The organism is Pseudotamlana agarivorans, from assembly GCF_018860245.1.
Lineage (GTDB): Bacteria > Bacteroidota > Bacteroidia > Flavobacteriales > Flavobacteriaceae > Pseudotamlana > Pseudotamlana agarivorans_A.
The window spans coordinates 317,176-343,613 of sequence record NZ_JAHKPD010000008.1 but is presented as its reverse complement, the minus strand read 5'-3'; the positions used below and the strand labels follow the sequence as shown (position 1 = coordinate 343,613).

Sequence of the window (26,438 nt, the reverse complement as noted above, 5' to 3'; positions counted from 1 at the left end):
TTTTTGTTCGGATTTACATCCAAAAAAAAGACAGATTATCAAGACAGAAATAACACGCTCTAACATCTAGTTAATGGTTATTTTTAAAGTTTCAGAAATATTATTTGAAGCATTTCCAACATACACCTCATAATCTCCAGTTTCTATTTCCCAGTTGGCAGTATCTGCATTATAAAATGCTAATTTGGAAACAGGAATTTCAACATCAATCGATTTACGTTCACCTTTATTTAAGCTCACTTTTGCAAATCCTTTTAACTCTTTTAACGCACGGTCTACCTTCGAATCTTTTTTACCAACATAAACCTGAACTACTTCGGCACCAGCCAAATCACCTGTATTAGAAACAGTACAGTTTATTTTAATATTAGCATCTTTAGAATAGTTTTCCTTATCGGAAGTCATATTTTTCAATTCAAAAGAGGTGTATGACAATCCGTATCCAAAAGCATATTGAGGCGCGATATTTTTGGTATCATGCCATCTATAACCTACTAAAATATCTTCTTTATAATGTTGGGTCATATCTACCCCGGGATAGGACGTTTCACCAAAACTATGCGCTCCATTATCTTTTAATTGCTTCGGAAATGAAAATGGTAATTTCCCCGAAGGGTTAACATCGCCACTAATAACATCGGCAATGGCGTGCCCCGCCATACTGCCCAAGTACCAAGACTCCACAAGGCCTTTAACTTTATCTAACCAAGGCATAGCGACTGCATTCCCAGTTAATAGGATAAAACCAAGATTTTCGTTCGCTTTAGAAATGTCATCTATAAGCGTTTCTTGCCCAAATGGGAGTCCAAATTGTTGCCTATCATCACCTTCGCAATCTTGTAAATGACTTTTATTTAATCCGCCAACAAACAAAACTACGTCGGCAGCTTTAGCCAACTTGATAGCTTCCGCTTTAAGCGAATCTTGATTTAAAGTTGGTGCGTGCACGATATCATATTCTGAAGCCCCCGTTTCATACCCCATAGTATGCAGCACTTTTGCTTTTTTATAGCGTGCTTTTATACCTTCCAAAGGAGAAATTTCAAATTTTGGTTTTAACTCTGATGAACCTCCACCAGCAGTCATAGACCTTGTGGCATTTTCGCCAATTACAGTAATAGTTAACCCAGATTGATCTTCTATAGGGAAAAAATTTGCTTCATTTTTAAGGAGTACAATCCCTTCGGTCGCTACTTTTCTAGCCACCTCATGGTGTTCTACATTATTTGCTCTACCCAATGGTCTGCCTTCATTCATATTGGTTCGCAATCGCAGTCTTAACACACGACGTACTTTATCGTTTAAAACGGCTTCTGAAATCGCACCGCTTTTAATTTTCTCTAAAAAAGGATTAGCTAAATAATAATGCTGATAATGATTTGCTGTGGTCGTCCCTAAACCGTCGGTTCCGGTTCCCATTTCAATATCTAAACCATTATTTGCAGCTTCAAGGGTGCTATGTGTCGAACTCCAATCGCTAATTACAACGCCATCAAACTTCCAATCGCCTTTTAAAATTTTATTGGTAAGCAACTCATGATGTGTGGTATACTGACCTCTAAATTTATTATAAGCTCCCATAATGGCCCATACATCGGCATCTTGTACAGCGGCTTTAAAAGCAGGTAAATAGATTTCATGCAAAGCCCTATCACTAACTTCAACATTTACTAAATCACGCCAGTGTTCTTGATTGTTCAATGCAAAATGCTTTACACAAGCGGCCACACCATTTTCCTGAACCCCTTTTATATAAGGCACGACCATAGTAGACGCTAAAAACGGGTCTTCACCCATATACTCAAAATTTCTTCCATTAAACGGGGTTCGATACATGTTTACCCCGGGCCCTAACAGAACATCTTTTTCACGATACCGGGCTTCTTCACCTAAATTAAAACCATATTCCCCTGCTAATTCCGGATTAAAAGTAGCCGCTAAACAGGTTAATGCAGGAAAGGCTGTGATGGAATCGTTTGTCCACCCTGCATAATCCCAAGAATCCCAACTAATTTCGGCACGAACGCCATGAGGCCCATCGGACATCCATATTTCTGGTATGCCCAGACGTTCTACACCTTTGGTACTAAATTTAGATTGTGCATGACACAAATCTACTTTTTCCTCTAAAGTTAATAACGGTAAAATACTATCAATTCTAGCGTCTATATTTACACTTATTTTGGAAGTTGAAGCCATCTCCTTTTCCGTTTTAGAAGCACAAGAATTCAATAAGCAGGCGCTTACTAAAACCAGGCTGTATTTCCATATCTTTCTCATAAAATATTAATGCTTTTTAAGACAAATTGCCGTTCGCAAATTTTGGTTTTGGTTTGAGAAAATAAAACTATCTAGAAATGAAAAACATCATTAAAACAAATACAGCACTTTGTAAAACATTTGTTGCAAATGCTTGTTTTTACATGATAATTAAAGGGTTATAGGGAAATGAATGACAGATATGTGTATTACATCTGTTGCATGAGCTAAAAGCAAGACCTTGAAGCGCTCTGGTATGCTATTCGAATTCAATGTAGAAAAGAACAGGCATCGTTCCAAAGTTTAATTCTACGAAACTAGAACGGTATTAAAGAAACAGCAAACCATAGCCCAGAATCGGCAAACGGTTCATTTTTTTTGAATTGATACTAGCTGTGAAGTATAAAATATAATTGATAGAAAGAAAATTACAAAATGGACATGCTGTTTTAGTTCTTAATCTAAAAGTTTAAAGTTTAGCATTTGAATCCAGACACGCCGTGTCGCCATAAAACCACTAAACCTAACGTAAATTTGTAGTGTAATTATAACGATTACATTTTTTCATATAGTTAGTTTAGTTTGGTTTTTAAAGATTAAGCTGCTGCAGGTGTGGTTACCTACAGCAGCTTAATTTTTTATATGCCATACAGATTTATTGAATTTCTACTATACCAGTCTATCCATAATAATCAAAAAGCCCCCACAGTTTTGCGAAGGCTTTTAATTAGTATATTGCTAAGAATATTTCTATTCGATTTTCAGCATTAAAGCGTCAAAGGAATGTGTTTTAATACCTATCAAACCAATTATGGTTTCTCCCTTTTTTATAACAGTCCCATTAATAGTATAATCTAATAGTTCTGTTTTAAACTTTTTATTTGCATTACCTGCAGCAATCATATTTCCTGCGGTTAGTCCTGGCCCTATAATTAAACCCACAGGAAATGAACTTGTGGTTTCTTGCATTCCATATGAATTCGTCTCATTCGTATAAAAACTCATAGGGCTTAACAATAAATACCATAAATAGGATGCTGGACTTTGCTTTAAAGATTTGTAAACCTTATCACGATCCATTATATAGATAGCGTCTTCATTAACATAAGCCAATTTAACATCGCGCCCAAAAACAATATCCTTGTCAGAGTTATTAGTTATTTTAACAGCAACAAGTTTAACACCTCTTTTTACTTCTTTTTTAGCATATTTTTTATCAAGAAGATCATATTTATATTCTAATATTATTCCTCCTGACTCTTTTTTAGATATATACGAAATAGACTGGGGCTCAATGTTTTTATAGCTTGAAGCACAATTTGTTAACATTGAAATAGCTAAAAACAATAGGGTGATTTTAATAATTTTCATTTTAGTTGTTAAGGTGGTTAATATCTGGTTACATTACATAAAAAATCCGCAATACCTATACAAATTATAGTATTACGGATTTTACTCGTACTCAAGGTGGGAATCGAACCCACACTCCAAAGGAATCGGATTTTGAATCCGACGCGTCTACCAATTCCGCCACTTGAGCTAATGGACAGCAAAAATATATATTTTTTCCATATTAATCATAAAAATACCTAGCAATATGCTTTTTAGGTTAAAATAAATCCATAAATTTGCACCTCGTTAAAAACAACGTAGCGTTTATACGCTCTAAAACAACAAGTTAACTATGCCAATTGTAATCACAGAAGCGAAAATTTTTGCATGTACTCAAAGTAAAGTTTTAGGAGAAAAAATTGCCAAAGCTTTTGGAGCAGAATTAGGTAATGTTATTACGTCTACTTATAGCGATGGTGAGTTTCAACCATCTTACGAAGAGTCTATTCGTGGTACTAGAATTTTCATTATTGGATCTACAAATCCAGGAGCAGAAAACTTAATGGAAATGTTATTAATGATTGACGCTGCTAAACGTGCATCGGCAAGACATATAACGGCTGTATTGCCTTATTTTGGATGGGCAAGACAAGACAGAAAAGATAAACCTCGTGTACCAATTGCAGCGAAGTTAGTTGCAAAAATGCTGGAAGCAGCTGGAGCGACACGTATTATTACAATGGATTTACACGCCGATCAAATTCAAGGTTTTTTCGAAAAACCTGTAGATCATTTATTCGCATCTACTATATTTTTACCATACTTACAAAGCCTAAATTTAGATAACTTAACCATTGCATCTCCAGATATGGGAGGTTCAAAACGTGCTTATGCTTATTCTAAAGCCTTAAAAAGTGATGTTGTAATTTGTTATAAGCAACGCGCTAAAGCCAATATCATTTCTCACATGGAACTTATTGGTGATGTTACTGGTAAAAATGTTGTTTTAGTAGATGATATGGTTGATACCGCTGGAACACTTACTAAAGCAGCCGATTTAATGATGGAACGTGGTGCTTTAAGTGTAAGAGCTATTTGTACGCACCCTATTTTATCGGGTAAAGCATACGACAATATTAACAACTCAAAATTAGAAGAATTAATAGTAACCGATTCTATTCCTGTTAAGCCTTTAAGCGACAAGATTAGAGTTTTAGGATGTGCCGATTTATTTGCACAGGTTATGGAGAAAGTTCATAACAACCAATCTATTAGTTCAAACTTTGTAATGTAAAACGTTCCTTTTCCGTAAAGGGAATCGAACACAAAAAGTGAATTTTAATTAAATATATATAACAAATGAAATCAATTACAATCGACGGATCTCAAAGAGAAAGCGTAGGCAAAAAAGCAACAAAAGCCTTACGTAATGCTGGTCAGGTTCCTTGCGTATTATACGGAGGAGATAAACCAGTGCATTTCTCTGCACCAGAATTAGCTTTCTCTAAACTTGTATACACGCCTAATGCGCATACAGTTGTGATTAATTTAGACAATGGTGAAACACTTAATGCAGTATTACAAGACATTCAATTTCACCCTGTAACAGACAAAATATTACACATCGATTTCTATCAATTATTTGAAGATAAAGAAATTGCTTTAAATATTCCTGTAAACTTAGTAGGTAACTCTAGAGGTGTTAAAAACGGTGGTGTTTTAAGAAGAAACAACCGTAAATTACGTATTAAAGCACTTCCTGCTAACTTACCAGATTTTATCGAAATCGATATTACACCGCTTAAAATTGGTGATAAAGTATCTGTAGCAGATCTATTAAACGAAAAATACTCTTTCTTACATACAGACAACACTGTTGTTTGTCAAATTAGAACATCTAGAACAGCTATTGCTGAAGATGAGGAAGAAGAAGGAGCGGAAGAAGGAGCGGAAGCTGCTGCTGAAGCAACTCAAGAATAAATTTTATTCTTCAACTTATATAAAAAGCATCCTGTCCCGAAAATTTTCGGGATTCAGGATGCTTTTTTATTTTTACAAAAAACGCATCGATGTGGTCATTTTTAGTTAGTCTTTTTAGAAATACGCCACTTGTAGAAGAACAAAATCCTATGAAAAAATATTTAATCGTTGGTTTAGGAAATATTGGTGATAAGTATGAAAACACACGCCACAACATTGGTTTTAAAGTACTTGATTTCTTTGCCAAGAAAGAAGACTTAACTTTTGAAACTCAAAAACTGGGTGATCTTACTACCTACAAATTAAAAGGAAGAACCTTCATATTTTTAAAACCCAATACCTTTATGAATTTAAGCGGAAAGGCTATCCTGTATTGGTTAACGAAAGAGAAAATTCCGTTAGAAAATTTACTAGTCATTACCGACGATTTAAACTTACCTTTTGGAAGCATTCGTGTTAAAACTAAAGGCAGTGACGGTGGGCATAATGGATTAAAAGACACTCAAGACAAACTAAACACCAACAAATACAACCGTTTCAGATTGGGAATCAGTGACGCTTTTTCAACAGGCCGACAAGTGGATTATGTTTTAGGTGAATGGACTCCAGAGGAAAGTGACAAACTTAAAGAACGCCTAGAAAAAGCTACCGAACTTATAAAATCTTTCGGTTTAGCAGGTATTAATAACACTATGAATAGTTTCAACGGCAAATAAATTTAAGACTACCGTATAATAATTTTTTTAGTAAAGGTTTTTATAGCATTAGTTACATATAAAATATACATTCCAGACTTCAATTGTCTTAGCCTTAACGTTTCTTCTAAGTTGGTAAGTCCCACTTGAGTATCTTCATAAACCAGGCGATTATTAAGATCTAAAACTTTAATTTCAATATCATTATTAGAAGGGTTATACATTTTTAGAACAAAATCCCCTTCGCTCGGGTTTGGAAAAACAACTAAATTTTCATCCTTATTTGGGTTTTCTGGATTGTCTAATGGTGATTCTGTGGTATCGCAAATTTCAATAAACCAAGAATTTAAAACCCCCTGATCTCCCGCTTCAAAGTCCCCCAAAAGAATGGTCCAATTGCCAGAAATATTCTCACCATCAAATTGCGACAGTAATTCATTTAATGGCTGATAGGCTAATCCCGCAGCAGAATTTGAACAATTATAGGGTTCAGCATCATCATCATAAAGACCAAGCATATTTACCTCATCGCCACAATCTTCGTGATATTTTAACTTGACTTCTGTACCTTGCGGACTTACAACGGCAAATTCTAAATCGCCTATATAACCATGACTAATATTAATGCCAATATTTAGATCTGTAATGGTTACCGAAGCACCAACATTTATGGTGTGACTCTCTGTAAAAGCTTTTCCATTATCTGTTATAGCAATCCCTAAATTAGATCCAGACGCATACTGATTACAACTGGTATCCACAGTATAATTTATAGAAAAATCATGTGTGTTAATGCTGAAGAAATGATTATCTGTAGGCACAACCATAATTCTACAGTACGGCGCTGGTAAGTCTGGAACCACAAACGTATAAGCACCATTATTGGGAACATTTGAAGCCAACACATCGTTATAATTCATGCCCCCATCGGTAGATAACAAAATATCTACATGCGAACTTCCTGCCAAATTATTTGTGCTATTAACCCGCCATGATACAGTTTCTGTAGTGCCACTAACCCATGTAATACCTTCTTTATTTTGAGAAGTCACTTCGAAAGGCCCATAGGCTGCATCGAAAGTCACACGCATATCGTCATGATTGTTAGATCCGCCACCTAATTTATTATCTCTTACGGTTAATCTAAAATCTGCTGTTCTGCCTACGGTAGGCACTTTTTCCCACTGGGTGGTATTTAAACCAAACCTTAAATCGGTTAAATTAGGAAAGTACCTCATAGGTTTTTCTGTAGGTAAAAACGAACGAAATAGTACAGCGTTTGAATTTGAAAAATTAGGATCTGGATAGCTCGTTGCCGCATTATTTTCATTAAACTGCTCCCAACAGTACGTTAGTACATCACCATCTAAATCGGTTGCCGATCCTTCTAACATAAAAGGCGTTCCAATAGGTAAGACTAAATCATCTCCGGCATCAACATTTGGCGTAGCATTACCTGTATCTGTTACAGTTGCACAAGTCGTGGTTTTCACAAAACTAGTAACTTGAGCAATTGAAATGGCATGAAAATATGGATCACTATTTAATTGCACATTATAAGACCCTGTAATTCCAGCATAACCTAAAATGGTAGACCCACCCCCTGGTTCCATTTGGCTATTAAAACCTTCGTTACCATCATGTGTCCAGGTATGTGTTGCTCCAAATTGATGTCCAATTTCATGTGCCACATAATTTATGTCAAAATTAATACCATGTGGAGATGAACTTGTAGAAAACCCCGCACCTTTATGCGTTTTTGCGGGATAAGAACCACCGTTATTACAAACACAGCCCAAACATCCTGCATCACCGGTGCCATTATCATTGGCATCATTTATCCCTCCAAAAAGGTGTCCAATATCGTAATTTGATTCTAAAATAACGAGGTCTAAGGTGTTTGCTAATTGCTGATTGTAACTTCCTAAACCGGTATAAGGATCGGTGCTTGGGTTTAGATAAATGACAGCATCGTTAGTAGGAATTAATTCTAAAGACACATTAAAATCCTTTTCAAAAACTGCGTTTATATTGGTTAATGTGGCATTGATAGCAGCATTTACAGAAGCTAAACTACCGCCATTGGCCTGGGCATATTCACCAGTAACAGAAATGGCGATTCGATATTTACGGTGTTTCCCATCATCGGCATCTTTAGCACCTTCAGATTTAAAAGTTTTATCTAAATCTGCATTCAAACTTGCACATTCAAGGAACACGTTTTCTGTAACATTAGATTTTGAAGTCACTAATATTTCATCAGGTCTATTTAATACGGGTTGATAAACTAATGTTTTATCACGCCCCAAAACCATAGCCGAGAGTCCGTTGTATGGAGACAAACTAAAGCGCATACGCACCATTGGATTATCTAAACTTTTAGCGATAAACGATTTAATTTCAGGGTATTTTGCCTGCAAATCAGGATGTAACACCGAAGATTCGGCTATTTCAAAACGTTCTAACGTTCCATTTTTACTAGGAAAACTTAATATTAAATTGGCCGATTTAGAGCTGCTAGATTGTTTTGAAACACCGGTTAAAGTTTCCGATAACGCATCGTAATCAAACCGATAATAAACCCCTTTTCCATCAACCTTACCCTTAGTGCGCTTCTGTAAAGACTTACTATCACTAACTTTAACAAAAAAATTAGTTTGTGATAATGCTGAAAATGCAAACAAAAGCATTGCAGTTGTTAAAACATAATGTAGTTTTGTTTTCATAAACAATTTAGAGGCTATTTATTCCTTCAAATATAGCAAAACTATAAGTATTAAGTTTTATTCAATACATGCGAAAAGTTAAAAATATAGAGACTTACAAGTCTGAAGAGCCTGCAGTGGTAACAATTGGAACTTTTGATGGCGTGCATATTGGACATCAAAAAATAATAAAACGCTTAATTAACACAGGCAAAGAAGACGGCTTAAAATCTGTAATACTTACTTTTTTTCCGCACCCTAGAATGGTTTTACAAAAAGATTCTAACATTAAATTGATAAATACCATCAAGGAACGTCATGATATTTTAGACGATTTAGGATTAGATTATTTAATGATTAAAAAATTCACTCAAGAATTTTCTAGAATTTCTGCCGAAGATTTTGTGAAAGACATTTTAGTCGATAAAATTAATGCCAAAAAAGTTATTATTGGATACGATCATCGGTTTGGAAGAAATAGAAATGCTGATATCAATGACTTAAAGGTTTTTGGTGAAACTTACGGTTTTGAAGTTGAAGAAATATCGGCTCAAGACATAAACGATGTTTCGGTGAGTTCTACTAAAATAAGAAAAGCCCTAGAAGCAGGCGATATTTTAAAAGCCAATGCTTTTTTAGGCTATAACTTCATGATTTCTGGTGTTGTTACCAAAGGAAAAGGCTTAGGAAAACAACTTAATTTTCCCACGGCAAACCTAAAGATCATTGAAGATTACAAAATTATCCCAAAACAAGGCTCGTATATTGTACGCGCTACAGTACAAGGAAAACCTGTTTTTGGCATGATGAATATTGGCATGAACCCTACTGTAAATGGCAGTAATCAAACTATAGAAGTGCACTTTTTTGATTTCAATGCAGACATTTACGATGACACTATAAAAATTGAGTTTTTACACCGTTTACGAGATGAAGAAAAATTTGATTCGATTGAAGCTTTAACCGAGCAACTTAAAAAAGACAAAACAACTGCGTTAGATTACATTTCTAAACACCATGCTGAATAAATGGTTTTTTAAACATATCGACAACTCGGCTTTAGTTGTTTTCCGAATCATTTTCGGGGCTTTATGTTTTTTAGAATCGGTTGGTGCTATTTTTACAGGTTGGATTAAACGCACGCTCGTTGAACCTAAATTCACATTTAATTTTATAGGTTTTGAGTGGTTGCAACCACTCCCAGGTGATGGCATGTACTATTATTATGCCCTCATGGGTATTTTTGGTTTACTTATTATGGTAGGCTACAAATACCGACTTAGCATGATTTGCTTCACACTCATGTGGTCTGCAACCTATTTAATGCAAAAATCATCTTATAACAATCACTATTACCTCTTAATGCTTTTAAGCGCGATTATGGTGATTCTTCCCGCTAATAAATACGCTTCTATCGATGCTAAAATAAACCCTGAAATAAAAACGGATGCCATGCCACAATGGTGCCGCATTGTTATCATTCTGCAACTTTTTATAGTTTATACCTACGCTTCTATAGCCAAACTGTACCCCGATTGGCTTGATGCCACCGTTATAGAAACCTTAATGCGAGGCAAAAAGGACTATGTCTTAGTTGGTGAATTGCTTCAACAAAAGTGGTTGCAGTATCTTTTAGCCTATGGCGGTATTTTATTCGACGGGCTTATTGTGCCTTTGCTTTTATACAAACCCACCCGAAAATATGCCTTTGGAGCTTCAGTAATATTTCACATATTTAATTCTTTAGTCTTTCAAATTGGTATTTTCCCGTATTTATCGCTTGCTTTTACCTTGTTCTTTTTTCCTTCCGAAGTCATTCAGAAATTATTCCTAAAAAAGAAAACACATTACAAGGGTGGAGCAGTTATTATTCCGAAGCACCAAAACATTTTTTTAGTTATATTTTTCACCTATTTTATCATACAAATTGGTTTACCGCTACGTCATCATTTTATAGCAGGCAATGTACTTTGGACTGAAGAAGGTCATCGTTTATCATGGCGTATGATGTTGAGATCGAAAACCGCTAGAACAACTTACTGGATTGAAAACAAAGCCAATGGCAAGCGCTTTAAAGTGAACCTAAACCAGTATTTAACAAAGAAACAGGTGCGTTCGGCAAGTGCCAAGCCCGATGTTATTTGGCAATTTTCACAACGTCTTAAAAAGCAATATAAAGCCAACAATATGGCTATTGGGGTTTTCGTAGATTGCCAAGTAAGTGTTAACGGTAAACCTTACCAAACCCTTATTAATCCTGATATTGACATCGCCAATATGCCTTGGGATGTTTTTAAACACAGTTCATGGCTACTCCCTGTTAAGTAATCGTAAAATTCGTGTAGTGTTTCCATTAGAATTATTCGTAATTCCCTAAATTTGTCGCTTAAATTTTCACGACATGTTACAAGTTGCATTTATTAGAGAGAACAAAGAATTGGTAGTTGAACGCTTAACCAAAAGAAACCTTAACGCTGTTCAATTAGTAGAAGATGTAGTTACTTTTGATGAAGACCGCAGACGTCTTCAAGCAGAATTAGACAACACTTTAGCCGAATCCAACACGCTTTCTAAAGAAATTGGTAACTTATTTAAATCGGGACAAGTTGAAAAAGCTAACCAATTAAAAGCAAAAACCACACTATTAAAGGAAACTTCAAAAGATCTTTCTGAGTTGTTAAACGCTAAAGCGGAAGCATTAAATGAATTGCTTTATAAAATCCCTAACGTACCTAATGCCATTGTACCTAGCGGAGTTTCTGAAGACGATAATGAAGAAATTTTTAAAGCTGGAGAAGTTCCAAAACTGCACGAAGGTGCCTTACCACACTGGGAATTAGCTAAAAAATACGACATTATAGATTTCGAATTAGGAAACAAAATTGCTGGTGCTGGTTTCCCTGTTTATAAAGGGAAAGGCGCACGACTACAACGTGCCTTAATTGCATACTTTTTAGATAAAAATACAGCCGCTGGCTATACTGAATATCAATTACCTCATGTGGTTAACGAAGCTTCAGGTTTTGGTACTGGGCAATTGCCAGATAAAGAAGGGCAAATGTACCATATTACTGAAGACAACTTATACTTAATTCCTACTGCTGAAGTTCCTGGAACCAACATTTTTAGAGATGTGGTTTTAAATGAAAGCGAATTGCCAGTAACCATTACGGGCTATACACCATGTTTTCGTCGTGAAGCAGGTAGTTATGGGGCACATGTTAGAGGATTAAACAGGTTACACCAATTTGATAAAGTTGAAATTATTAGAGTGGAACATCCTAGTAAATCTTACGAAGCATTAGATGGTATGGTAAGTCATGTGAAAGGAATTTTGGAAGAACTTAAATTACCATATAGAATTTTACGTTTATGTGGTGGCGATTTAGGCTTTACTTCAGCTTTGACTTACGATTTTGAATTATTTTCAACAGCGCAAGATCGCTGGTTAGAAATTTCTTCAGTATCAAACTTTGAAACCTTTCAAGCAAACCGATTAAAGCTACGTTTTAAAAATAGTGATGGTAAAAATGAATTAGCACATACCTTAAACGGGAGCTCTTTAGCTTTACCAAGAGTACTGGCAGGAATTTTAGAAAACTACCAAACCGAAGCAGGTATCGTAGTTCCAGAAATTTTACAACCATATACAGGGTTTAAAATTATTGACTAAACCTCCACTTAATTAGCAGGTAAAACACTACGCTTTAATTAAGTTTTTTTATACAAAATCGACAAACCACATATTTATCTCGTCATTCAACGATAAATATGTGGTTTTTTTGCGTTTTACAAATTTATTCTCCAAGTTAGCGATAAGAACCCCCAAAACTACTTATCATGAAAAACCTAATACGTCTTGGGCTTATAATAGTACTTATATATTTTGTGAGTCAAATCTTGTCTCCAGATTTTGATCTTTTTAAATCGGGAACCAAAACGAGTATCAGCAAATCTGGTGACAAATAATAAAAAGCATTGCTAGTTGTTTAAAATACAACGAAATAGAAATAAAAGGTTTCCCTAAAGCAAGGAAACCAACGATAGTCCCCAATCGAGTGTTTAATTTAATAGTAGCAATACAAATTATTTTGATTGGTCTATGCCCGAATTTTATTCGGGCATTTTTTTGTTGTATTTTTTAAGATACCGGGCTAGAAATTGTTCTATTTAAAACAGCATTCAATTCATGACTATGGGCTTAATAACATCTTAATTTTCTTATTTTTGGTTGTGAATTCGTCACGAGTTTAAGTTATTCAAATAATAAGAAAACAGCTTTATTAATATGGAAATACATATCAATGCCTTTAGTATCTTTGTGCTATGAAGCGTTTCCTAATTTTTTTCTTAATTATTAGCCACTCCTTGTTAGCACAAGAAGACATTTTAGCTAAGGAATACTACAAAAATGGAGACTATGATAAAGCGTTAATAGCCTACCAAAAGCTTTATGACCGCTCACCTTCAAACGTAAACTACATCAACCAGATTGTTAGCACACAGCAACAACTGGAGCTATATGCGGAAGCAAACGCCTTTTTAGAATCCATAATGAAACGCGTGCAATACCCTGCATTTTTTGTAGAAATGGGTTATAACTATCAACTTAGTAAAGATCAAAAATCGGCAGAAACCTATTACAAAAAAGCCCTTGATGCCTTAGATGAACGCCCAACTCATGTATATGCCATAGCACGAGGATTTCAAAATCACGCGCTATTAAATGAAGCCGCAACAGCTTATGAAAAAGCCATGGTTTTAAATCCGAATTTCAATTTTAGCGTGCAGCTTGCTCAAATTTATGGCGAACAAGGACATATCGATAAAATGTTTACCCGCTATATTGAATATGCCGAATCGAATCCTTCGGTTTCAAGCGATGTTAAACGTGCAGTTAACGATTTTATAAGTGAAGAGCCTACGAATGAAAACAATATTTTATTCAAAAAAATATTGCTAAAAAAAATGCAGCAGGATCCCAAACCACTGTGGAATTCACTTTTAAGCTGGTTGTTTATTCAGCAAAAAGAATATAAAAAAGCCTTTATTCAAGAAAAGGCCATTTATAACAGACAACTCCTAACCTTGCACCCTATTTTCGAATTGGCCGAGATCGCAGCTAGCGAAAACGAAACCCAATTAGCTAAAGATATCTACAATTATGTTATTGAAACCACCAAAAGCGATAACACCAAACTTGAAGCTTATTTTAACATCCTTGAAATAGATATTAAAACAAGTAATAAAAGAGATTACCCCCAAATAAAAGAAACATTTTTAGCACTGTTATCTCAATATCCTAACAAAGACAAATCGCTAGATTTAAAAATTGCTTACGCCAACTTTCTATCCTTTTATTTAAATGAAACAGACGAAGCCATACGTTTCTTAGAAGACACCCTTAAGGCGCCTTTAAACAAACTTGAACAGGCCCAAGTTAAACTTAAACTGGGTGATATTTTGGTCATTCAGGAAAAATTCAACAAAGCTTTAATCTATTATACCCAAATTCAACGCAACTTAAAAAACAGCACCATTTCTCAAGAAGCTCGTTTTAAAGTCGCAAAAGCGAGCTATTATAAAGGTGATTTTAAATGGGCCGAATCACAACTTAAAATTTTAAAATCATCAACCTCCCAATTAATTGCCAATGATGCTTTAGACTTAAAATTATTGATAACTGATAATAAATATGAAGACTCGCTTCAAACCGCTTTAAAAATTTATGCTAAAGCTGATTTGTTAGCGTTTCAAAATAGGAATGATGAAGCGATTACTTTATTAGACAAAATACTAGAGGCTCATAAAACCGAACCTATAATCGCTCAAACTTTATTTAAGCAAGCGCAATTGTACGAAAAAGAATCTCAATTTAACAAAGCGCGCGCCAATTACGAAGGCATTATCGCCAATTATCGCGAGGGTATTTTAATTGACGATGCCTATTTTAACCTCGCAAAAATTTACGAATACCACTTAAACGACCCCAAAAAAGCAAAAGATTTATACGAGAAAATCATATTTAATCATGCCGATAGTATTTACTTCGTAGAATCTAGGAAACATTTTAGGGCTTTAAGAGGTGATGCCGTAAATTAAATTTTGAGGGCTAACCTAAATCAGTAACAATTCAACAACAAAAAATGTATATATACAACGAAACAATGAATGTGGATGATTCTGTGCATGACGCATGGCTAATCTGGATCAAAGCACATATCCCAAAGGTTTTAGGCACTGGAAAATTCGAAAAAGCAACCCTAACAAAAGTTTTAGTAGAAGAAGAAATGGGCGGACAAACCTATTCTGTGCAATACAGATCGTATTCTCGAGAAGCTTTAGACGCCTTTTATCGAGACGATGCCGAGAAATTTCGCCTTGAAGGCCTGAAAAATTTTGCAGATAAAATGCTGACTTTTAAAACAGAGTTGCAAATTGTAAATGAATTCACGGTGAACTTTAAATAGTGTAGCTTTGCACCAAGCCGTAAAGGCTTTTTATTAATTATAAACCAGAATTCGTGGCAAATAATCAAAACCATCATCAAGTAAAGGCAAAAAAACATTTAGGTCAGCATTTCTTAAATGACGAAACCGTAGCCGAAAAAATTGCCGATACCCTAGCTTTAAAAAACTATAAAAATGTTTTAGAGATAGGACCAGGAATGGGCGTTCTTACTAAGTATCTATTAAAAAAGGACGTGACCACCTATGTGGTTGAAATTGACACCGAATCGGTTGAATACCTACAAGCCAATTATCTTAACTTGGCACCTCGTATTATTGAAAAAGACTTTTTAAAGTATGATTTAAATGAAGTCTTTAAAGGAGAATCTTTCGGAATTATAGGTAATTTTCCTTATAATATTTCAACTCAAATTGTTTTTAAAACTTTAGAAATGCGTGATCAAATTCCTGAATTTTCGGGCATGTTTCAAAAGGAGGTCGCCCAGCGTATTTGCTCTAAAGAGGGCAGTAAGGTTTACGGCATACTTTCGGTATTAACACAAGCTTTTTACCATGCCGAATATTTATTTACAGTACCACCAAATGTATTTAATCCGCCACCAAAAGTGGATTCTGGAGTTCTTAGACTAACGCGAAAAGAAGACTACAGTTTACCCTGTAATGAGAAACTCTTTTTTAGAACCGTAAAAACAGCTTTTCAACAACGTCGAAAAACACTTCGTAACAGTTTAAAAACATTCGATTTGTCAGATAATTTAAAAGCAAACCCTATATTTGGCAAACGCCCAGAACAATTAAATGTTCAAGCTTTTATTGAGCTTACGCAATTGATTGAACAGGACGTTTAAACCGTTAAAAATCTTTCCCTTTGGCAGAAGAAAAAGAAAACATACAGTTTCAGCTCACCGACGAACTTATTGAACAGGTAGAACTTCTTGTTGAACAACAGAACAACAAAGAGTTACAAACTGTTTTAGATGAGTTTCACTATGCTGATATTGCTGAAATTCTAGATGAATTAAATCTAGAAGACGCTATGTATGTGATTAAACTTCTGGATTCTGAAACGACTTCCGATATCCTTATGGAGTTGGATGAAACCAATCGTGAGAAAGTCTTAAAGAATCTTTCAGCTAAAGAAATTGCCGAAGAAGTTGAGGAACTAGACACCGATGATGCTGCCGATATCATTGCAGAACTGCCTATAGATCGTCAGCAAGAGGTTATTTCGAATATTGAAGATATCGAACATCAGGCCGAAATTCGCGAGCTTTTAGCCTACGATGAGGATACTGCCGGTGGATTAATGGCGAAAGAACTCGTTAAAGTTTATGATACCTGGACGGTTGCTGGATGTTTACGTCGTATTCGCGGTCAAGCCGAAGAAGTTACCCGAGTACATTCGGTTTATGTCGTTGACAAACAAGATAAATTAGTAGGTAGATTATCTCTTAAAGATCTTATTGTTGCTAAAAATGATCAGAAAATTGCAGACATTTATATTTCAAGTGTCGATTTTGTAAACGTACATGAAGACGCTGAAGATGTTGTGAAAATCATGCAAAAATATGATTTGGAAGCTATTCCTGTAGTCGATGATAATTTCACTTTACTTGGTCGTATTACTATTGATGATGTTGTAGACGTCATGAAGGAAGAGGCCGAAGAAGATTACCTTTTAGCAGCTGGTATTACTAGTGATGTTGAACACGATGATAGTATCTGGGAACTCACCAAAGCCCGTTTACCATGGCTTTTAATTGGTATGTTTGGTGGTATTGGTGCTGCAAGTATTATAAATGGTTTTAGTGATGCCATGCTAAAATTTCCAGCCTTACTCATGTTTATTCCATTAATACAAGCCACTGCAGGGAATGTAGGCGTACAGTCGTCTGCGATTGTCGTTCAAGGACTCGCAAACAACAGTATTGATGGTAAAATTTTTAGCCGACTTCTTAAAGAATTTGCTTTAGGCTTAGTTAACGGATTGGCCATTGCCTCTATTGTTTTACTTATTAGTCATTTTGTTTTCCATACCACCTATTTAGAGTCTATTACTATTTGTGTTGCCTTAATTACGGTAATCATTATGGCCGCTTTAATTGGTACATTCATCCCTATTTTCCTTGACAAAAGAGGTATCGATGCTGCTGTAGCAACGGGACCATTCATTACCACAAGTAATGATGTGTTTGGTATTTTTATCTACTTTTTAATTGCGAAGATGATTTTAGGGTTTTAATAGAAAAAGATTTCTACTTATTCAATAAAATAAGGTGGTAGGATCCAGTTTATTTTGAAATTTTAAATAGCAACCTCAAAGTATTCATTTTAGGTTCACTTAACTGTTTCCTAAACCTCAGCTTTTAGTTACCTTTGCGTAACTTAATACTTCAGCATATGATATATTCTATGACAGGTTACGGAAAATCTGTATTGCAATTGCCTACAAAAAAAGTAACCATCGAACTTAAATCTTTAAATAGTAAAAATTTAGATTTAAATGCAAGAATGCCTTCCATTTACCGTGAAAAAGAATTGGCTATAAGAAAAGTGTTAGCCGATAAATTAACTCGTGGAAAAGTAGATTTTTCTATTTATGTTGAAGCTACTGCTGAAGATACTTCGACGCAAATTAACACGCCTGTTGTTAAGCAATATATTGAGCAGCTAAGAAATGTAGTAGATGGAGATGATGTTGAATTACTAAAAATGGCTGTGCGCTTTCCAGACGCTTTAAACACCGTTAGAGAAGAAATTAATCATGATGAATGGCAAAACATAGAAACGGGTATTCATACGGCTGTAAACGATTTAAACAACTACCGTTTAAACGAAGGTATCGTTTTAGAGAAAGACTTTAACGATCGCATTACAAGTATTGAAAAAATCCTTGAACAAGTCATTGCTATGGACCCTGAACGCGTTGAGGGTGTTCGCGAACGTTTATTGAAAGGCGTGGAAGAATTAAGAGAAAAATACGATGAAAACCGTTTCGAACAAGAATTGGTTTATTACATTGAGAAATTTGACATTACTGAAGAAAAAGTACGTTTAAAAAACCACTTAAACTATTTTACTGAAACGATAAACTCTGAAGATTCTAACGGTAAAAAACTAGGTTTTATAAGCCAAGAAATGGGTAGAGAGATAAACACCATTGGTTCTAAAAGTAATTATGCCCCAATGCAACAATTAGTCGTTCAAATGAAAGACGAATTGGAAAAAATTAAAGAACAATTATTAAACGTCCTTTAATTAAAAAGGCATCCATTTAGCGATTTAAAACATTAAGGTTTGGCAGAGCAAAAACAAGCAGTAAAAGGTAAGTTAATCGTGTTTTCAGCGCCATCAGGCTCAGGAAAAACAACCATAGTAAGACACTTACTTGGGCAAGAAGACTTAAACTTAGAGTTTTCTATTTCGGCAACATCAAGAGAAAGTCGCGGTACCGAAGTTCACGGTAAAGACTATTATTTTTTATCGGCCGACGATTTTAAAAACCACATTAAAAACGATGATTTTTTAGAATGGGAAGAAGTCTATCGTGATAATTTTTATGGTACCTTAAAAACTGAAGTGGAGCGTATTTGGGCTAAAGGAAAAAATGTGATTTTTGATATTGATGTTTCTGGCGGACTAAGAATTAAGCGTAAATTCCCTGAAGAAACCTTGGCCATTTTTGTAAAACCACCAAGTGTAGATGAGTTGAAAATCCGTTTAAAAAAGCGCAAAACTGAAACTGAAGACAAAATAAACATGCGTGTTGCAAAAGCGTCTGCAGAGCTTGCAACTGCACCTTTATTTGACACCATCGTAATCAATGATACTTTGGAACATGCTTTAGAAGAGGCCCATCAAAAAATTAGTGATTTTATAAACTCATAGTCGTCTATCCATGAAAATCGGACTCTATTTTGGCTCTTTTAACCCCATTCATGTGGGGCATATGGTTATTGGCAACTACATTGCAGAATATAGCGACTTAGACGAAGTTTGGTTTGTTGTAACCCCTCACAACCCTTTTAAAAAGAAAAGCACACTTTTAGACAACCACCATCGCTACGAATTGGTATACCGTGCCACCGAACCTTACGACAAATTAAAACCCTGCGACATAGAATTTAAATTGCCACAACCCAATTATACGGTGAATACCTTAGTGCATTTACAGGAGAAATACCCCGATAAAGAATTTGCACTCATTATGGGTGAAGACAATTTAAAGAGCTTCCATAAATGGAAAAATTATGAAGTGATTTTACAACATCATTATGTATATGTTTACCCACGAATCACGGCATATCAAATAAAACCAGAACTGGTAGCCCATCCTAAAATTACCCGTATTGAGGCTCCAATAATGCAATTGTCGTCTTCTTTTATTAGAAAGGCGATTAAAGACGGCACCAATATTCAGCCTATGCTACCTGAACACGTATTCAATTACCTGGATGAAATGAACTTTTACAAATAAACTTCAATTAACAAAAAAGCACAATCAAGCATTAAATCTTAGGGCTTCTATACAAAATAGCAACAACCTTAACTTATTTCACACCAATTTAACAAATCGGTAACATACGAGTCGGTCATAGCGTATACCTTTATTTTTCGAAAATTTCAGAACACCATTGCCATGAAATATCTTAAAAGGAAAGCGCTTAAATGAATATTGAAAACACCGAAGATTTTTTAAACAAGTTTGATTATAAGTACAAACGAGAGACTAATTCATTAACTATTATAATGGATAACAGTCATCGTGTTTTTATCGATTTTCATAATAACGATAAAATAATAATCACCGATCAATTGGTGACTTGGAACTTTATTACTGGCATGTTAAAAATGAGCATTAGAAAAGCTATTTTACTTAACGTGGTTTGCAACATTGTTTTCAGCACTATAATTGGAATCTATGATTTAAAGTTTGGTATCGCGCTCTTCTTTACTCTTGGACTTTGGACGCTATACTGGTCTATCAGTCATATTTCTAAATATGAAAAATTCAGGTACATGTTAACCAATTGGAGCAAGCGTGCCGTGTATTCTATTGAGTCTTAACACAATCTATGACACCTATTAAAACTCTATAAAATAAATTTCTAACTCTAAATAGTGGAATACACCATATGTTCCTAATAACAAGAAACTGTAGACTTAAAAACATCTTACAGTTAAAGTTTTTTAACCATGAGGCCATAGTTGTTTTCAACATTAACCCCCTTTAAAACACCCACCAAAAACAGTAATTCAATCTATCAACTAATACTATTTTTATGGATCGCGCAAGATCAATAGTGATCTCTAATTTTATAAAAAAAGCGTATTTTTTAATAGTTAAAATATAACAAAGGCTTAATTAGAGTTTAATAAATTTATTCTTTTCTCTAAGAAGCAGGTTTACAAAAAATTTAAGTCTTTTGAATTTTGGCCAATGCTCAAAACATATTTTAAAAAAATGTCCCATAACTGTAAATTATCTACACAATGATACATTTATTCAAGAACACCATAAAATATTTACAGGGTGCATATGGGGTGCAAGTATTTAAAATACTAACCTACAAAGACTTAACATAATCATCTAGAACAATATCTTTAGATAAATTTAATTTTTTCTTGATTCTAAATCGAGAACTTTTCACGGTTTCTAGGCTTACTTGTCTAAATTTTGCAACTTCTTTACGTGACAACCCTATTTTTATTAACGTTATAACTTCAACATCTGTTGGACTTAAATTTGGATGCCGTTCTTTAAGTTTCTTGATAAACTCAGCATTTTCAAAATCTATGGTTTCTTTAGTAAGTAGTAATTTTTTATCATCATAACTTTCGCTTAGTAAGTCAACCAATATATTTTTAAGCGTCACACCTTCTTCAGCCTTATTCAATTTTTTAAGATTTTCAGCTAATTGCAACTTGTTTTTTAGGTGCCGAATACTTTCAGTCATTAAAGCCATGATCTCTTGCTTTTTAGCCAAAATATCCTCATCTCTGGTAACTAAAGTGCTTAGTAACATTTTCTTTTCTTTACGTAATTGATCATAACGGTCTCCTAAGGCTAAAGATAATAAGGTGACTTCTACTAAAGACCCCACCATGTAGGCATTGGTAGTAAACGCATTAATAGGCAACCAAGCCAAAAGGGTTAATACATAAATAACAATAGTAACGCAATAGATGGTCCAGGCATAAATAAAATACCGTGCCGACTTATTACCTTTGAGGTATACCATAATTCCAGAAAACAAAGCAACAAACCCGAAAGCCATTAAACCTATGGCGACCAGGGCATTTGTGCAATAGATATTAAATATTTCTGAAATAAACACCTCAATGATTAACGCTATAACCATATAGAAAATGACTCCCCAGAGTAATCGGTGAGCTATTTTACTATACCGTTTGGTATTTAAAAATTTCACACAAAACAAACTAAGAGCAATAGTACCTAATGAAATAAAAAATACTGGTGACCATTTCAATATAAATGCACTATCGGGAATGAGATACATTTTCATGAATCCTCTAGCTGCAAGCTGTGTCACTAAAGATCCAGAAATAGCAAAAGCATAAAGACCATATAACCTATCCTTGAGTGCAAAACCCAAAAAAACGTTATAAATAGACAGCGTTAACAGCGCACCAATTAATAAACAAACAGCAATTAATTCCATGCGCTCTCTTTGATGAAAAGTAGCTTCGGAAACAATGTTCGCAGCAATGGCCTTACCATACTTACTATTACATTTTAAAAAGTAGGTTTGAGTTTCATTGGCATTTAAACTCAGAGGAAAATACAAAGCCAAGCCATTATTAGACCGATCCTTATCCTTGATCATATAGCCATTTTCAAATTGCCTTAATACTTTATCTTTATAATAGAATAATGTAATGGAATCCTGAAGTGGTTTTTGAATGTATAGTAATTTCTCTACCTTTTTTGAACTCGAATTTTCCATCGAGAATTTTAACCAATGTGTACTATTACTAAAACCAAAGTTTATTATTGCATTGGATATAGGCCGAAACTGCTGTTTTACAATTATTTCTTTATTAAACTCACGTAATGAATCCTCTACAAAAGAAAAGAAATCACCTAAGTAATCGGTTTCGTTAATGCTGGTAATGTCAATTACTTTATTGAGCTCGGTATGTACTTTTCTATTTTGCTTATAATTAAAATGAGTTTTAAGATCAAAATCTTTTTTAAGAGAATCCTTAATAATGGAAAGTCTTGAAACAGTATCTACTTTTATATCACTATTATGCCAGGCTACAGCAAAACAAACAGTACAAAAGAAAAGGATAGATAGTATGGTTTTCATTAATATTTGAAACTCTAACGATTGAATTATAATCGTTGCTAATTTATAGGAAATTGAATAGTTAAACTGGAAATAACTTATTTAATAACAAGTTAACCTCCATAAAAACAGCCATAGTTAAGTTATAATACAAAAAAGAAACCGCTCAAAGCTATGGACTTTAAACGGTTTCTAACTAAATAACCAACCAAAAAACTCTTATAAAACCCTTGTACTACTTCTAGGATTTTCTTTTCTATCTTTTTTAAACTTACGTTTTTTCTCTATTAATTTATTCGTGTCATCTTTACCATTAGCGGCCTTCACATATTGGATATAACCTCGGCCAGCAAATTCATATGTTGTTCCAGACGATGGTTGGTACAACGCTATTGTTTCATCGTTTATAACGCTCAATTCAAAAAACTCATTGCCATACGAATCATAATCTAATGTTAAAGTTTTTAAATACATGTCATTCGACACATCACCAATACCATAATCACCAATATAATCCCAAATTATATGATTAGGGTTCATCCCCACGGGATCTTGTGAACTCTGGAATGTCTTGTCGTTACCGCCAGCTATAAACTGTAAATAATTTTCATCATCAAAAGGATTTACAGTCCCTGCCGAACTGGTATAAATTTTTTCCCAAGCCGTATAATCTTGTAAGAAGTAATGAATGTTATCGTAAAACACCATATCGTAATCAAAATTTGAACGTTGATAGCCGTCTAAAAAATAAGAAGTGTCATTTCTTGGATTATAAAGTTCTATAGTATTACTTGAAATTTGATAGACATCGAAGGAGGAAAAACCGTCTATATCGTGGTCTACATCTAAAATCATTTGGTAAGCATCATATACTCCAACATCGATACCAAAACCATTACCATTGTCTCTAATGCCGGCAATATTATTATTTGCATACAACACCCCATTTCTAAACGACACGGTAAAAGCTTTTTGAAGCCAAGGGGTCTCGCCATAACCTAAGGTGGCGTCTACATCGACATACCATAGTTCATATTTACCTAATAATTGGTTTAGAGAAATTCCAGGCTCTTCCACATAAACATCCTCACAGGAGGTAAAAAAGGTGGCACTAAACACCACGACCAAAAGTAATTTTATTGTTTTCATATTTCAACAAGTTAATGATTTCTAAATTCTAATTTTCAAAACACGTGCCAAAAAAACAAATGCTTAACCATCAAACCCCACATATTCATCATTTTTTTATGTATTTTTGAACTAGAAATTGATTTAGTTTTCATGGATAAACCATTAAAATACGCCGTTTTTGGAGCAGGAAGTTGGGCGACTGCCATTGTTAAAATGCTTTCTGAAAATTTAGATGAAATTGGTTGGTATATGCGTAGTGTTTATACGAAAGAACACTTACAGCGCGAACAACACAACCCTAATTATTTAAGTTCTGTTGAGTTTCACTTAGAGCAACTCAAACTAAGTAACGACATTAATGAAATTGCAGAATATGCCGATGTGCTTATATTCGTAATCCCTTCTGCTTTTATACATGGCGAATTAGAAAAACTCAACATAGACATTTCAAACAAAACCATTGTTTCTGCCGTAAAAGGCATAATGCCTGAGACAGAATTATTGGTTGGTGAGCATTTTCATGATATTTATAAAGTACCGTACGACAATATTGCGGTCATAGCAGGACCTTGCCATGCCGAAGAAGTTGCTTTAGAGCGTCTATCTTATCTAACGATTTCTTGTACAGATCAAAACAAAGCAACAGCCATTGCAAATAGCTTAAGTAGCGATTACATTAAAACGACAATAAGCGATGATGTAATAGGTATAGAATACGCCGTGATGCTTAAAAACATTTATGCCATCGCCGCAGGTATAGCCCATGGCTTGGGATATGGCGATAACTTCCAAAGTGTATTAATGAGTAATGCGATTCGCGAAATGAAGCGCTTCATTAAGAAAGTACATAAAATGAAACGTAACATTAATAATTCGGCTTATTTGGGTGATTTATTGGTAACAGGATATTCTGTTTTTTCTCGTAACCGCATGTTCGGAAACATGATTGGCAAGGGCTATACCGTTAAATCGGCGCAAATGGAAATGAACATGGTTGCCGAAGGTTATTACGCCACTAAAAGTGCGCACGAACTCAACCTTAAAAACGCCAAGAAAACACAAATGCCTATTATAAACGCCGTTTACGAAGTATTATACGAAAACAAAAACCCTAAAAAAGTCTTTAAGAAGTTAACTGAGAAGTTAGATTAGACCATACAAAGTCTTTTTTCAAAAAAGTTTAAAACGACATATATGCAAACATTCTACAAAAAACTTTCAAGCGTTATTATTTTCTATATGATATGCTTTAACGTAATACAAGCACAAAATGATGTCATCCTAAAAATGGACGGTAAAGAAATGATTGGAAAAGTCATTAAAATTAACCCTTCCAACCTTGAATTTACATATCAGAATGAAACTGTAGAATACATTATTGATTTAACAGATATAGCTAAAATCACATTTAGTTCAGGTCGAGTAGAGTTTTTTAATGCCAAAGACATCAAATCAAAGGCTAAGCTTGAAAACCACCATAACAAAGTTGCTATATTACCTTTTGGTTACATCAGGGGGCAAGAAACCAACAATGTACAGATGTCTAAAGAAATTCAAAATGAGACTTATTCCTTATTCAAAAAAAAAGCCGTCAATCTTAAATTTCAAGACCCAAATACAACTAACACACTATTAATAAAAGCAGGTGTAAACAATAACAATCTTCAAGGATATACTATGGGTGAGATATGCAATATTTTAAACGTGGAATATATCGTTCAAGGACTAGTTTTAATCGAGAAATCATCAGTTAGCAGCTTTAGTAACAGCACCTCAAAATCTAAAAATAATGATGTTTACATCGATAGAAAAGGCCATATTGTTGGTGATATTATGAATGATAATGAAAGAACAGCTAATCGTAGTACTTATAGTTCTTCTACGCAACATTACTCCACTAATTTAACTATGAATATTTATAATGACAAAGGTGATAATCTTTATACTAAAGATCACCGTTCTTTTTGGCAAACCTTAGATGCCTATAAAATAACACTAGATTATCTGGTACAAAAGACCCCTATTTATAAAAAATAACACACCATACCAACTTCTTTTTATCGACTATTATTTAGTTACTAAAAATAGCAACCAAGCCTTGTAGCGAGAAGGTTAATCACTACTAAATATAAAAAGAACTCAATAGAAACATTGGTATTACTTGACTAAAACCCCTTTTTCAGACATCAAAGGTAACGGTTGTAAGGCTTTCATATTAACCGTATTTTTTCTAAACAAATACGTTTTTTCAAACATCTGGTTGCCTTCAAAAAAGGTTACTTTAAAGGTATTGTTGATTTCAAAAAGCGGTTCTTGCATCAGTTCGATTTTAGCATAGCTTTTCTTAGGAAGCACATCAATTTTCTTTCTAAAAATAGAAGTCATTTTATCTTCAGAATAGCCTCCAGTGACAATAAGTACCATTTCTAAATCAACATCTTTATCGTTAATGATATAGGCATTCCAATCCTGACTCTTATAAATGCTATTATACTCGTTTACAATCGCGATATAAACGCCTTCTACCTTTGGTATGATGATATCTTCTTTCAT

The 26,438-nt window shown here is 34.4% G+C and carries 23 protein-coding genes and 1 tRNA gene; 17 read left to right on the top strand and 7 right to left on the bottom strand.

The annotated features are described in order from the left end of the window. Window positions 1-66 precede the first annotated feature (66 nt). From KO493_RS04280 to KO493_RS04270, 3 genes are all read right to left on the bottom strand, one after another. Window positions 67-2,280, bottom strand: coding sequence for a beta-glucosidase family protein (locus KO493_RS04280; protein ID WP_216066705.1), 2,214 nt, complete (start codon window positions 2,278-2,280; stop codon window positions 67-69). A 729-nt stretch (window positions 2,281-3,009) separates the two neighbouring features. After that, window positions 3,010-3,630, bottom strand: coding sequence for a hypothetical protein (locus tag KO493_RS04275; protein ID WP_216066704.1), 621 nt, complete (start codon window positions 3,628-3,630; stop codon window positions 3,010-3,012). A gap of 88 nt (window positions 3,631-3,718) precedes the next feature. Continuing rightward, window positions 3,719-3,799 (bottom strand) — tRNA-Leu (locus tag KO493_RS04270). A 144-nt stretch (window positions 3,800-3,943) separates the two neighbouring features. Here KO493_RS04270 and KO493_RS04265 point away from each other — a divergent pair. The 3 genes from KO493_RS04265 to pth all read left to right on the top strand — a co-directional run bounded on the left by KO493_RS04265 (window position 3,944) and on the right by pth (window position 6,287). Beyond that, window positions 3,944-4,885 carry a ribose-phosphate pyrophosphokinase gene (locus tag KO493_RS04265; RefSeq protein WP_216066703.1) on the top strand — a complete coding sequence of 314 codons (942 nt, stop codon included), beginning with the start codon at window positions 3,944-3,946 and terminating at the stop codon, window positions 4,883-4,885. A 65-nt stretch (window positions 4,886-4,950) separates the two neighbouring features. Then, window positions 4,951-5,571: a 50S ribosomal protein L25/general stress protein Ctc gene (locus KO493_RS04260; protein WP_216066702.1), complete on the top strand. Its 621-nt coding sequence runs from the start codon at window positions 4,951-4,953 to the stop codon at window positions 5,569-5,571. 89 nt (window positions 5,572-5,660) lie between these two features. Continuing rightward, entirely contained in the window at window positions 5,661-6,287 is a 627-nt protein-coding gene (gene pth, locus KO493_RS04255) for an aminoacyl-tRNA hydrolase (RefSeq protein WP_216066701.1), read from the top strand. Between the two features lie 8 nt (window positions 6,288-6,295). On the opposite strand, the gene KO493_RS04250 is transcribed toward pth, so the two are convergent. Then, on the bottom strand, window positions 6,296-8,992 hold the full coding sequence (locus KO493_RS04250; RefSeq protein WP_216066700.1) for a zinc-dependent metalloprotease: 2,697 nt from the start codon (window positions 8,990-8,992) through the stop codon (window positions 6,296-6,298). Between the two features lie 68 nt (window positions 8,993-9,060). On the opposite strand from KO493_RS04250, the gene KO493_RS04245 reads away from it, so the two are divergent. The 12 genes from KO493_RS04245 to KO493_RS04195 all read left to right on the top strand — a co-directional run bounded on the left by KO493_RS04245 (window position 9,061) and on the right by KO493_RS04195 (window position 20,508). Then, the gene (locus KO493_RS04245; protein WP_216066699.1) at window positions 9,061-9,999 is read left to right on the top strand and encodes a bifunctional riboflavin kinase/FAD synthetase; all 939 of its coding nucleotides are present in this window, start codon (window positions 9,061-9,063) and stop codon (window positions 9,997-9,999) included. Further along, complete coding sequence (locus KO493_RS04240; protein WP_216066698.1) at window positions 9,989-11,299, top strand: HTTM domain-containing protein; 1,311 nt, start codon at window positions 9,989-9,991, stop codon at window positions 11,297-11,299. The genes KO493_RS04245 and KO493_RS04240 overlap by 11 nt, the downstream gene beginning before the upstream one ends. A 73-nt stretch (window positions 11,300-11,372) precedes the next feature. Continuing rightward, the gene (serS, locus tag KO493_RS04235; protein ID WP_216066697.1) at window positions 11,373-12,644 is read left to right on the top strand and encodes a serine--tRNA ligase; all 1,272 of its coding nucleotides are present in this window, start codon (window positions 11,373-11,375) and stop codon (window positions 12,642-12,644) included. A 167-nt stretch (window positions 12,645-12,811) separates the two neighbouring features. Continuing rightward, window positions 12,812-12,940, top strand: coding sequence for a hypothetical protein (locus tag KO493_RS15995; RefSeq protein WP_289846506.1), 129 nt, complete (start codon window positions 12,812-12,814; stop codon window positions 12,938-12,940). Between the two features lie 357 nt (window positions 12,941-13,297). Beyond that, a complete protein-coding gene (locus KO493_RS04230; protein WP_216066696.1) occupies window positions 13,298-15,073 on the top strand; it encodes a tetratricopeptide repeat protein in 1,776 nt (591 codons plus the stop codon). 44 nt (window positions 15,074-15,117) lie between these two features. Then, a complete protein-coding gene (locus tag KO493_RS04225) occupies window positions 15,118-15,441 on the top strand; it encodes a DUF4286 family protein (protein ID WP_216066695.1) in 324 nt (107 codons plus the stop codon). A gap of 53 nt (window positions 15,442-15,494) precedes the next feature. Then, entirely contained in the window at window positions 15,495-16,289 is a 795-nt protein-coding gene (rsmA, locus tag KO493_RS04220; RefSeq protein WP_216066694.1) for a 16S rRNA (adenine(1518)-N(6)/adenine(1519)-N(6))-dimethyltransferase RsmA, read from the top strand. A 20-nt stretch (window positions 16,290-16,309) separates the two neighbouring features. Further along, entirely contained in the window at window positions 16,310-17,683 is a 1,374-nt protein-coding gene (gene mgtE / locus KO493_RS04215) for a magnesium transporter (RefSeq protein ID WP_216066693.1), read from the top strand. A gap of 158 nt (window positions 17,684-17,841) precedes the next feature. Beyond that, window positions 17,842-18,699: a YicC/YloC family endoribonuclease gene (locus KO493_RS04210; protein ID WP_216066692.1), complete on the top strand. Its 858-nt coding sequence runs from the start codon at window positions 17,842-17,844 to the stop codon at window positions 18,697-18,699. Between the two features lie 39 nt (window positions 18,700-18,738). Next, complete coding sequence (gene gmk, locus KO493_RS04205; RefSeq protein ID WP_216066691.1) at window positions 18,739-19,329, top strand: guanylate kinase; 591 nt, start codon at window positions 18,739-18,741, stop codon at window positions 19,327-19,329. A 10-nt stretch (window positions 19,330-19,339) separates the two neighbouring features. Further along, window positions 19,340-19,918, top strand: coding sequence for a nicotinate (nicotinamide) nucleotide adenylyltransferase (nadD, locus tag KO493_RS04200; protein WP_216066690.1), 579 nt, complete (start codon window positions 19,340-19,342; stop codon window positions 19,916-19,918). A gap of 191 nt (window positions 19,919-20,109) precedes the next feature. Beyond that, window positions 20,110-20,508, top strand: a complete 399-nt coding sequence (locus tag KO493_RS04195) for a hypothetical protein (RefSeq protein ID WP_216066689.1) — start codon at window positions 20,110-20,112, stop codon at window positions 20,506-20,508. Between the two features lie 500 nt (window positions 20,509-21,008). Here the strand turns inward: KO493_RS04195 and KO493_RS04190 are convergent, their stop codons facing one another. Next, window positions 21,009-22,775, bottom strand: a complete 1,767-nt coding sequence (locus KO493_RS04190; RefSeq protein ID WP_216066688.1) for a 7TM diverse intracellular signaling domain-containing protein — start codon at window positions 22,773-22,775, stop codon at window positions 21,009-21,011. Between the two features lie 198 nt (window positions 22,776-22,973). Beyond that, window positions 22,974-23,903, bottom strand: coding sequence for a nicotinic acid mononucleotide adenyltransferase (locus KO493_RS04185; RefSeq protein ID WP_216066687.1), 930 nt, complete (start codon window positions 23,901-23,903; stop codon window positions 22,974-22,976). A gap of 132 nt (window positions 23,904-24,035) precedes the next feature. Between KO493_RS04185 and KO493_RS04180 the strand changes: the two genes are divergently transcribed. Together KO493_RS04180 and KO493_RS04175 are read left to right on the top strand one after the other, a co-directional pair. Beyond that, window positions 24,036-25,037 (top strand): NAD(P)H-dependent glycerol-3-phosphate dehydrogenase, encoded by a 1,002-nt coding sequence (locus KO493_RS04180; RefSeq protein WP_216066686.1) that lies wholly within the window; start codon window positions 24,036-24,038, stop codon window positions 25,035-25,037. 42 nt (window positions 25,038-25,079) lie between these two features. Then, complete coding sequence (locus KO493_RS04175) at window positions 25,080-25,922, top strand: hypothetical protein (protein WP_216066685.1); 843 nt, start codon at window positions 25,080-25,082, stop codon at window positions 25,920-25,922. Window positions 25,923-26,042: 120 nt separating this feature from the next. Here KO493_RS04175 and KO493_RS04170 read toward each other — a convergent pair whose 3' ends face one another. Further along, the gene (locus tag KO493_RS04170; RefSeq protein WP_216066684.1) at window positions 26,043-26,438 is read right to left on the bottom strand and encodes a hypothetical protein; all 396 of its coding nucleotides are present in this window, start codon (window positions 26,436-26,438) and stop codon (window positions 26,043-26,045) included.

What these genes read in the sequence shown, in the direction of transcription:
- KO493_RS04280 (WP_216066705.1), bottom strand. Translation starts at nt 2,280, where the DNA reads ATGAGAAAGATATGGAAATACAGCCTGGTTTTAGTAAGCGCCTGCTTA.
- KO493_RS04275 (WP_216066704.1), bottom strand. Translation starts at nt 3,630, where the DNA reads ATGAAAATTATTAAAATCACCCTATTGTTTTTAGCTATTTCAATGTTA.
- KO493_RS04265 (WP_216066703.1), top strand. Translation starts at nt 3,944, where the DNA reads ATGCCAATTGTAATCACAGAAGCGAAAATTTTTGCATGTACTCAAAGT.
- KO493_RS04260 (WP_216066702.1), top strand. Translation starts at nt 4,951, where the DNA reads ATGAAATCAATTACAATCGACGGATCTCAAAGAGAAAGCGTAGGCAAA.
- pth (WP_216066701.1), top strand. Translation starts at nt 5,661, where the DNA reads ATGTGGTCATTTTTAGTTAGTCTTTTTAGAAATACGCCACTTGTAGAA.
- KO493_RS04250 (WP_216066700.1), bottom strand. Translation starts at nt 8,992, where the DNA reads ATGAAAACAAAACTACATTATGTTTTAACAACTGCAATGCTTTTGTTT.
- KO493_RS04245 (WP_216066699.1), top strand. Translation starts at nt 9,061, where the DNA reads ATGCGAAAAGTTAAAAATATAGAGACTTACAAGTCTGAAGAGCCTGCA.
- KO493_RS04240 (WP_216066698.1), top strand. Translation starts at nt 9,989, where the DNA reads ATGCTGAATAAATGGTTTTTTAAACATATCGACAACTCGGCTTTAGTT.
- serS (WP_216066697.1), top strand. Translation starts at nt 11,373, where the DNA reads ATGTTACAAGTTGCATTTATTAGAGAGAACAAAGAATTGGTAGTTGAA.
- KO493_RS15995 (WP_289846506.1), top strand. Translation starts at nt 12,812, where the DNA reads ATGAAAAACCTAATACGTCTTGGGCTTATAATAGTACTTATATATTTT.
- KO493_RS04230 (WP_216066696.1), top strand. Translation starts at nt 13,298, where the DNA reads ATGAAGCGTTTCCTAATTTTTTTCTTAATTATTAGCCACTCCTTGTTA.
- KO493_RS04225 (WP_216066695.1), top strand. Translation starts at nt 15,118, where the DNA reads ATGTATATATACAACGAAACAATGAATGTGGATGATTCTGTGCATGAC.
- KO493_RS04210 (WP_216066692.1), top strand. Translation starts at nt 17,842, where the DNA reads ATGATATATTCTATGACAGGTTACGGAAAATCTGTATTGCAATTGCCT.
- nadD (WP_216066690.1), top strand. Translation starts at nt 19,340, where the DNA reads ATGAAAATCGGACTCTATTTTGGCTCTTTTAACCCCATTCATGTGGGG.
- KO493_RS04195 (WP_216066689.1), top strand. Translation starts at nt 20,110, where the DNA reads ATGAATATTGAAAACACCGAAGATTTTTTAAACAAGTTTGATTATAAG.
- KO493_RS04190 (WP_216066688.1), bottom strand. Translation starts at nt 22,775, where the DNA reads ATGAAAACCATACTATCTATCCTTTTCTTTTGTACTGTTTGTTTTGCT.
- KO493_RS04185 (WP_216066687.1), bottom strand. Translation starts at nt 23,903, where the DNA reads ATGAAAACAATAAAATTACTTTTGGTCGTGGTGTTTAGTGCCACCTTT.
- KO493_RS04180 (WP_216066686.1), top strand. Translation starts at nt 24,036, where the DNA reads ATGGATAAACCATTAAAATACGCCGTTTTTGGAGCAGGAAGTTGGGCG.
- KO493_RS04175 (WP_216066685.1), top strand. Translation starts at nt 25,080, where the DNA reads ATGCAAACATTCTACAAAAAACTTTCAAGCGTTATTATTTTCTATATG.
- KO493_RS04170 (WP_216066684.1), bottom strand. Translation starts at nt 26,438, where the DNA reads ATGAAAGAAGATATCATCATACCAAAGGTAGAAGGCGTTTATATCGCG.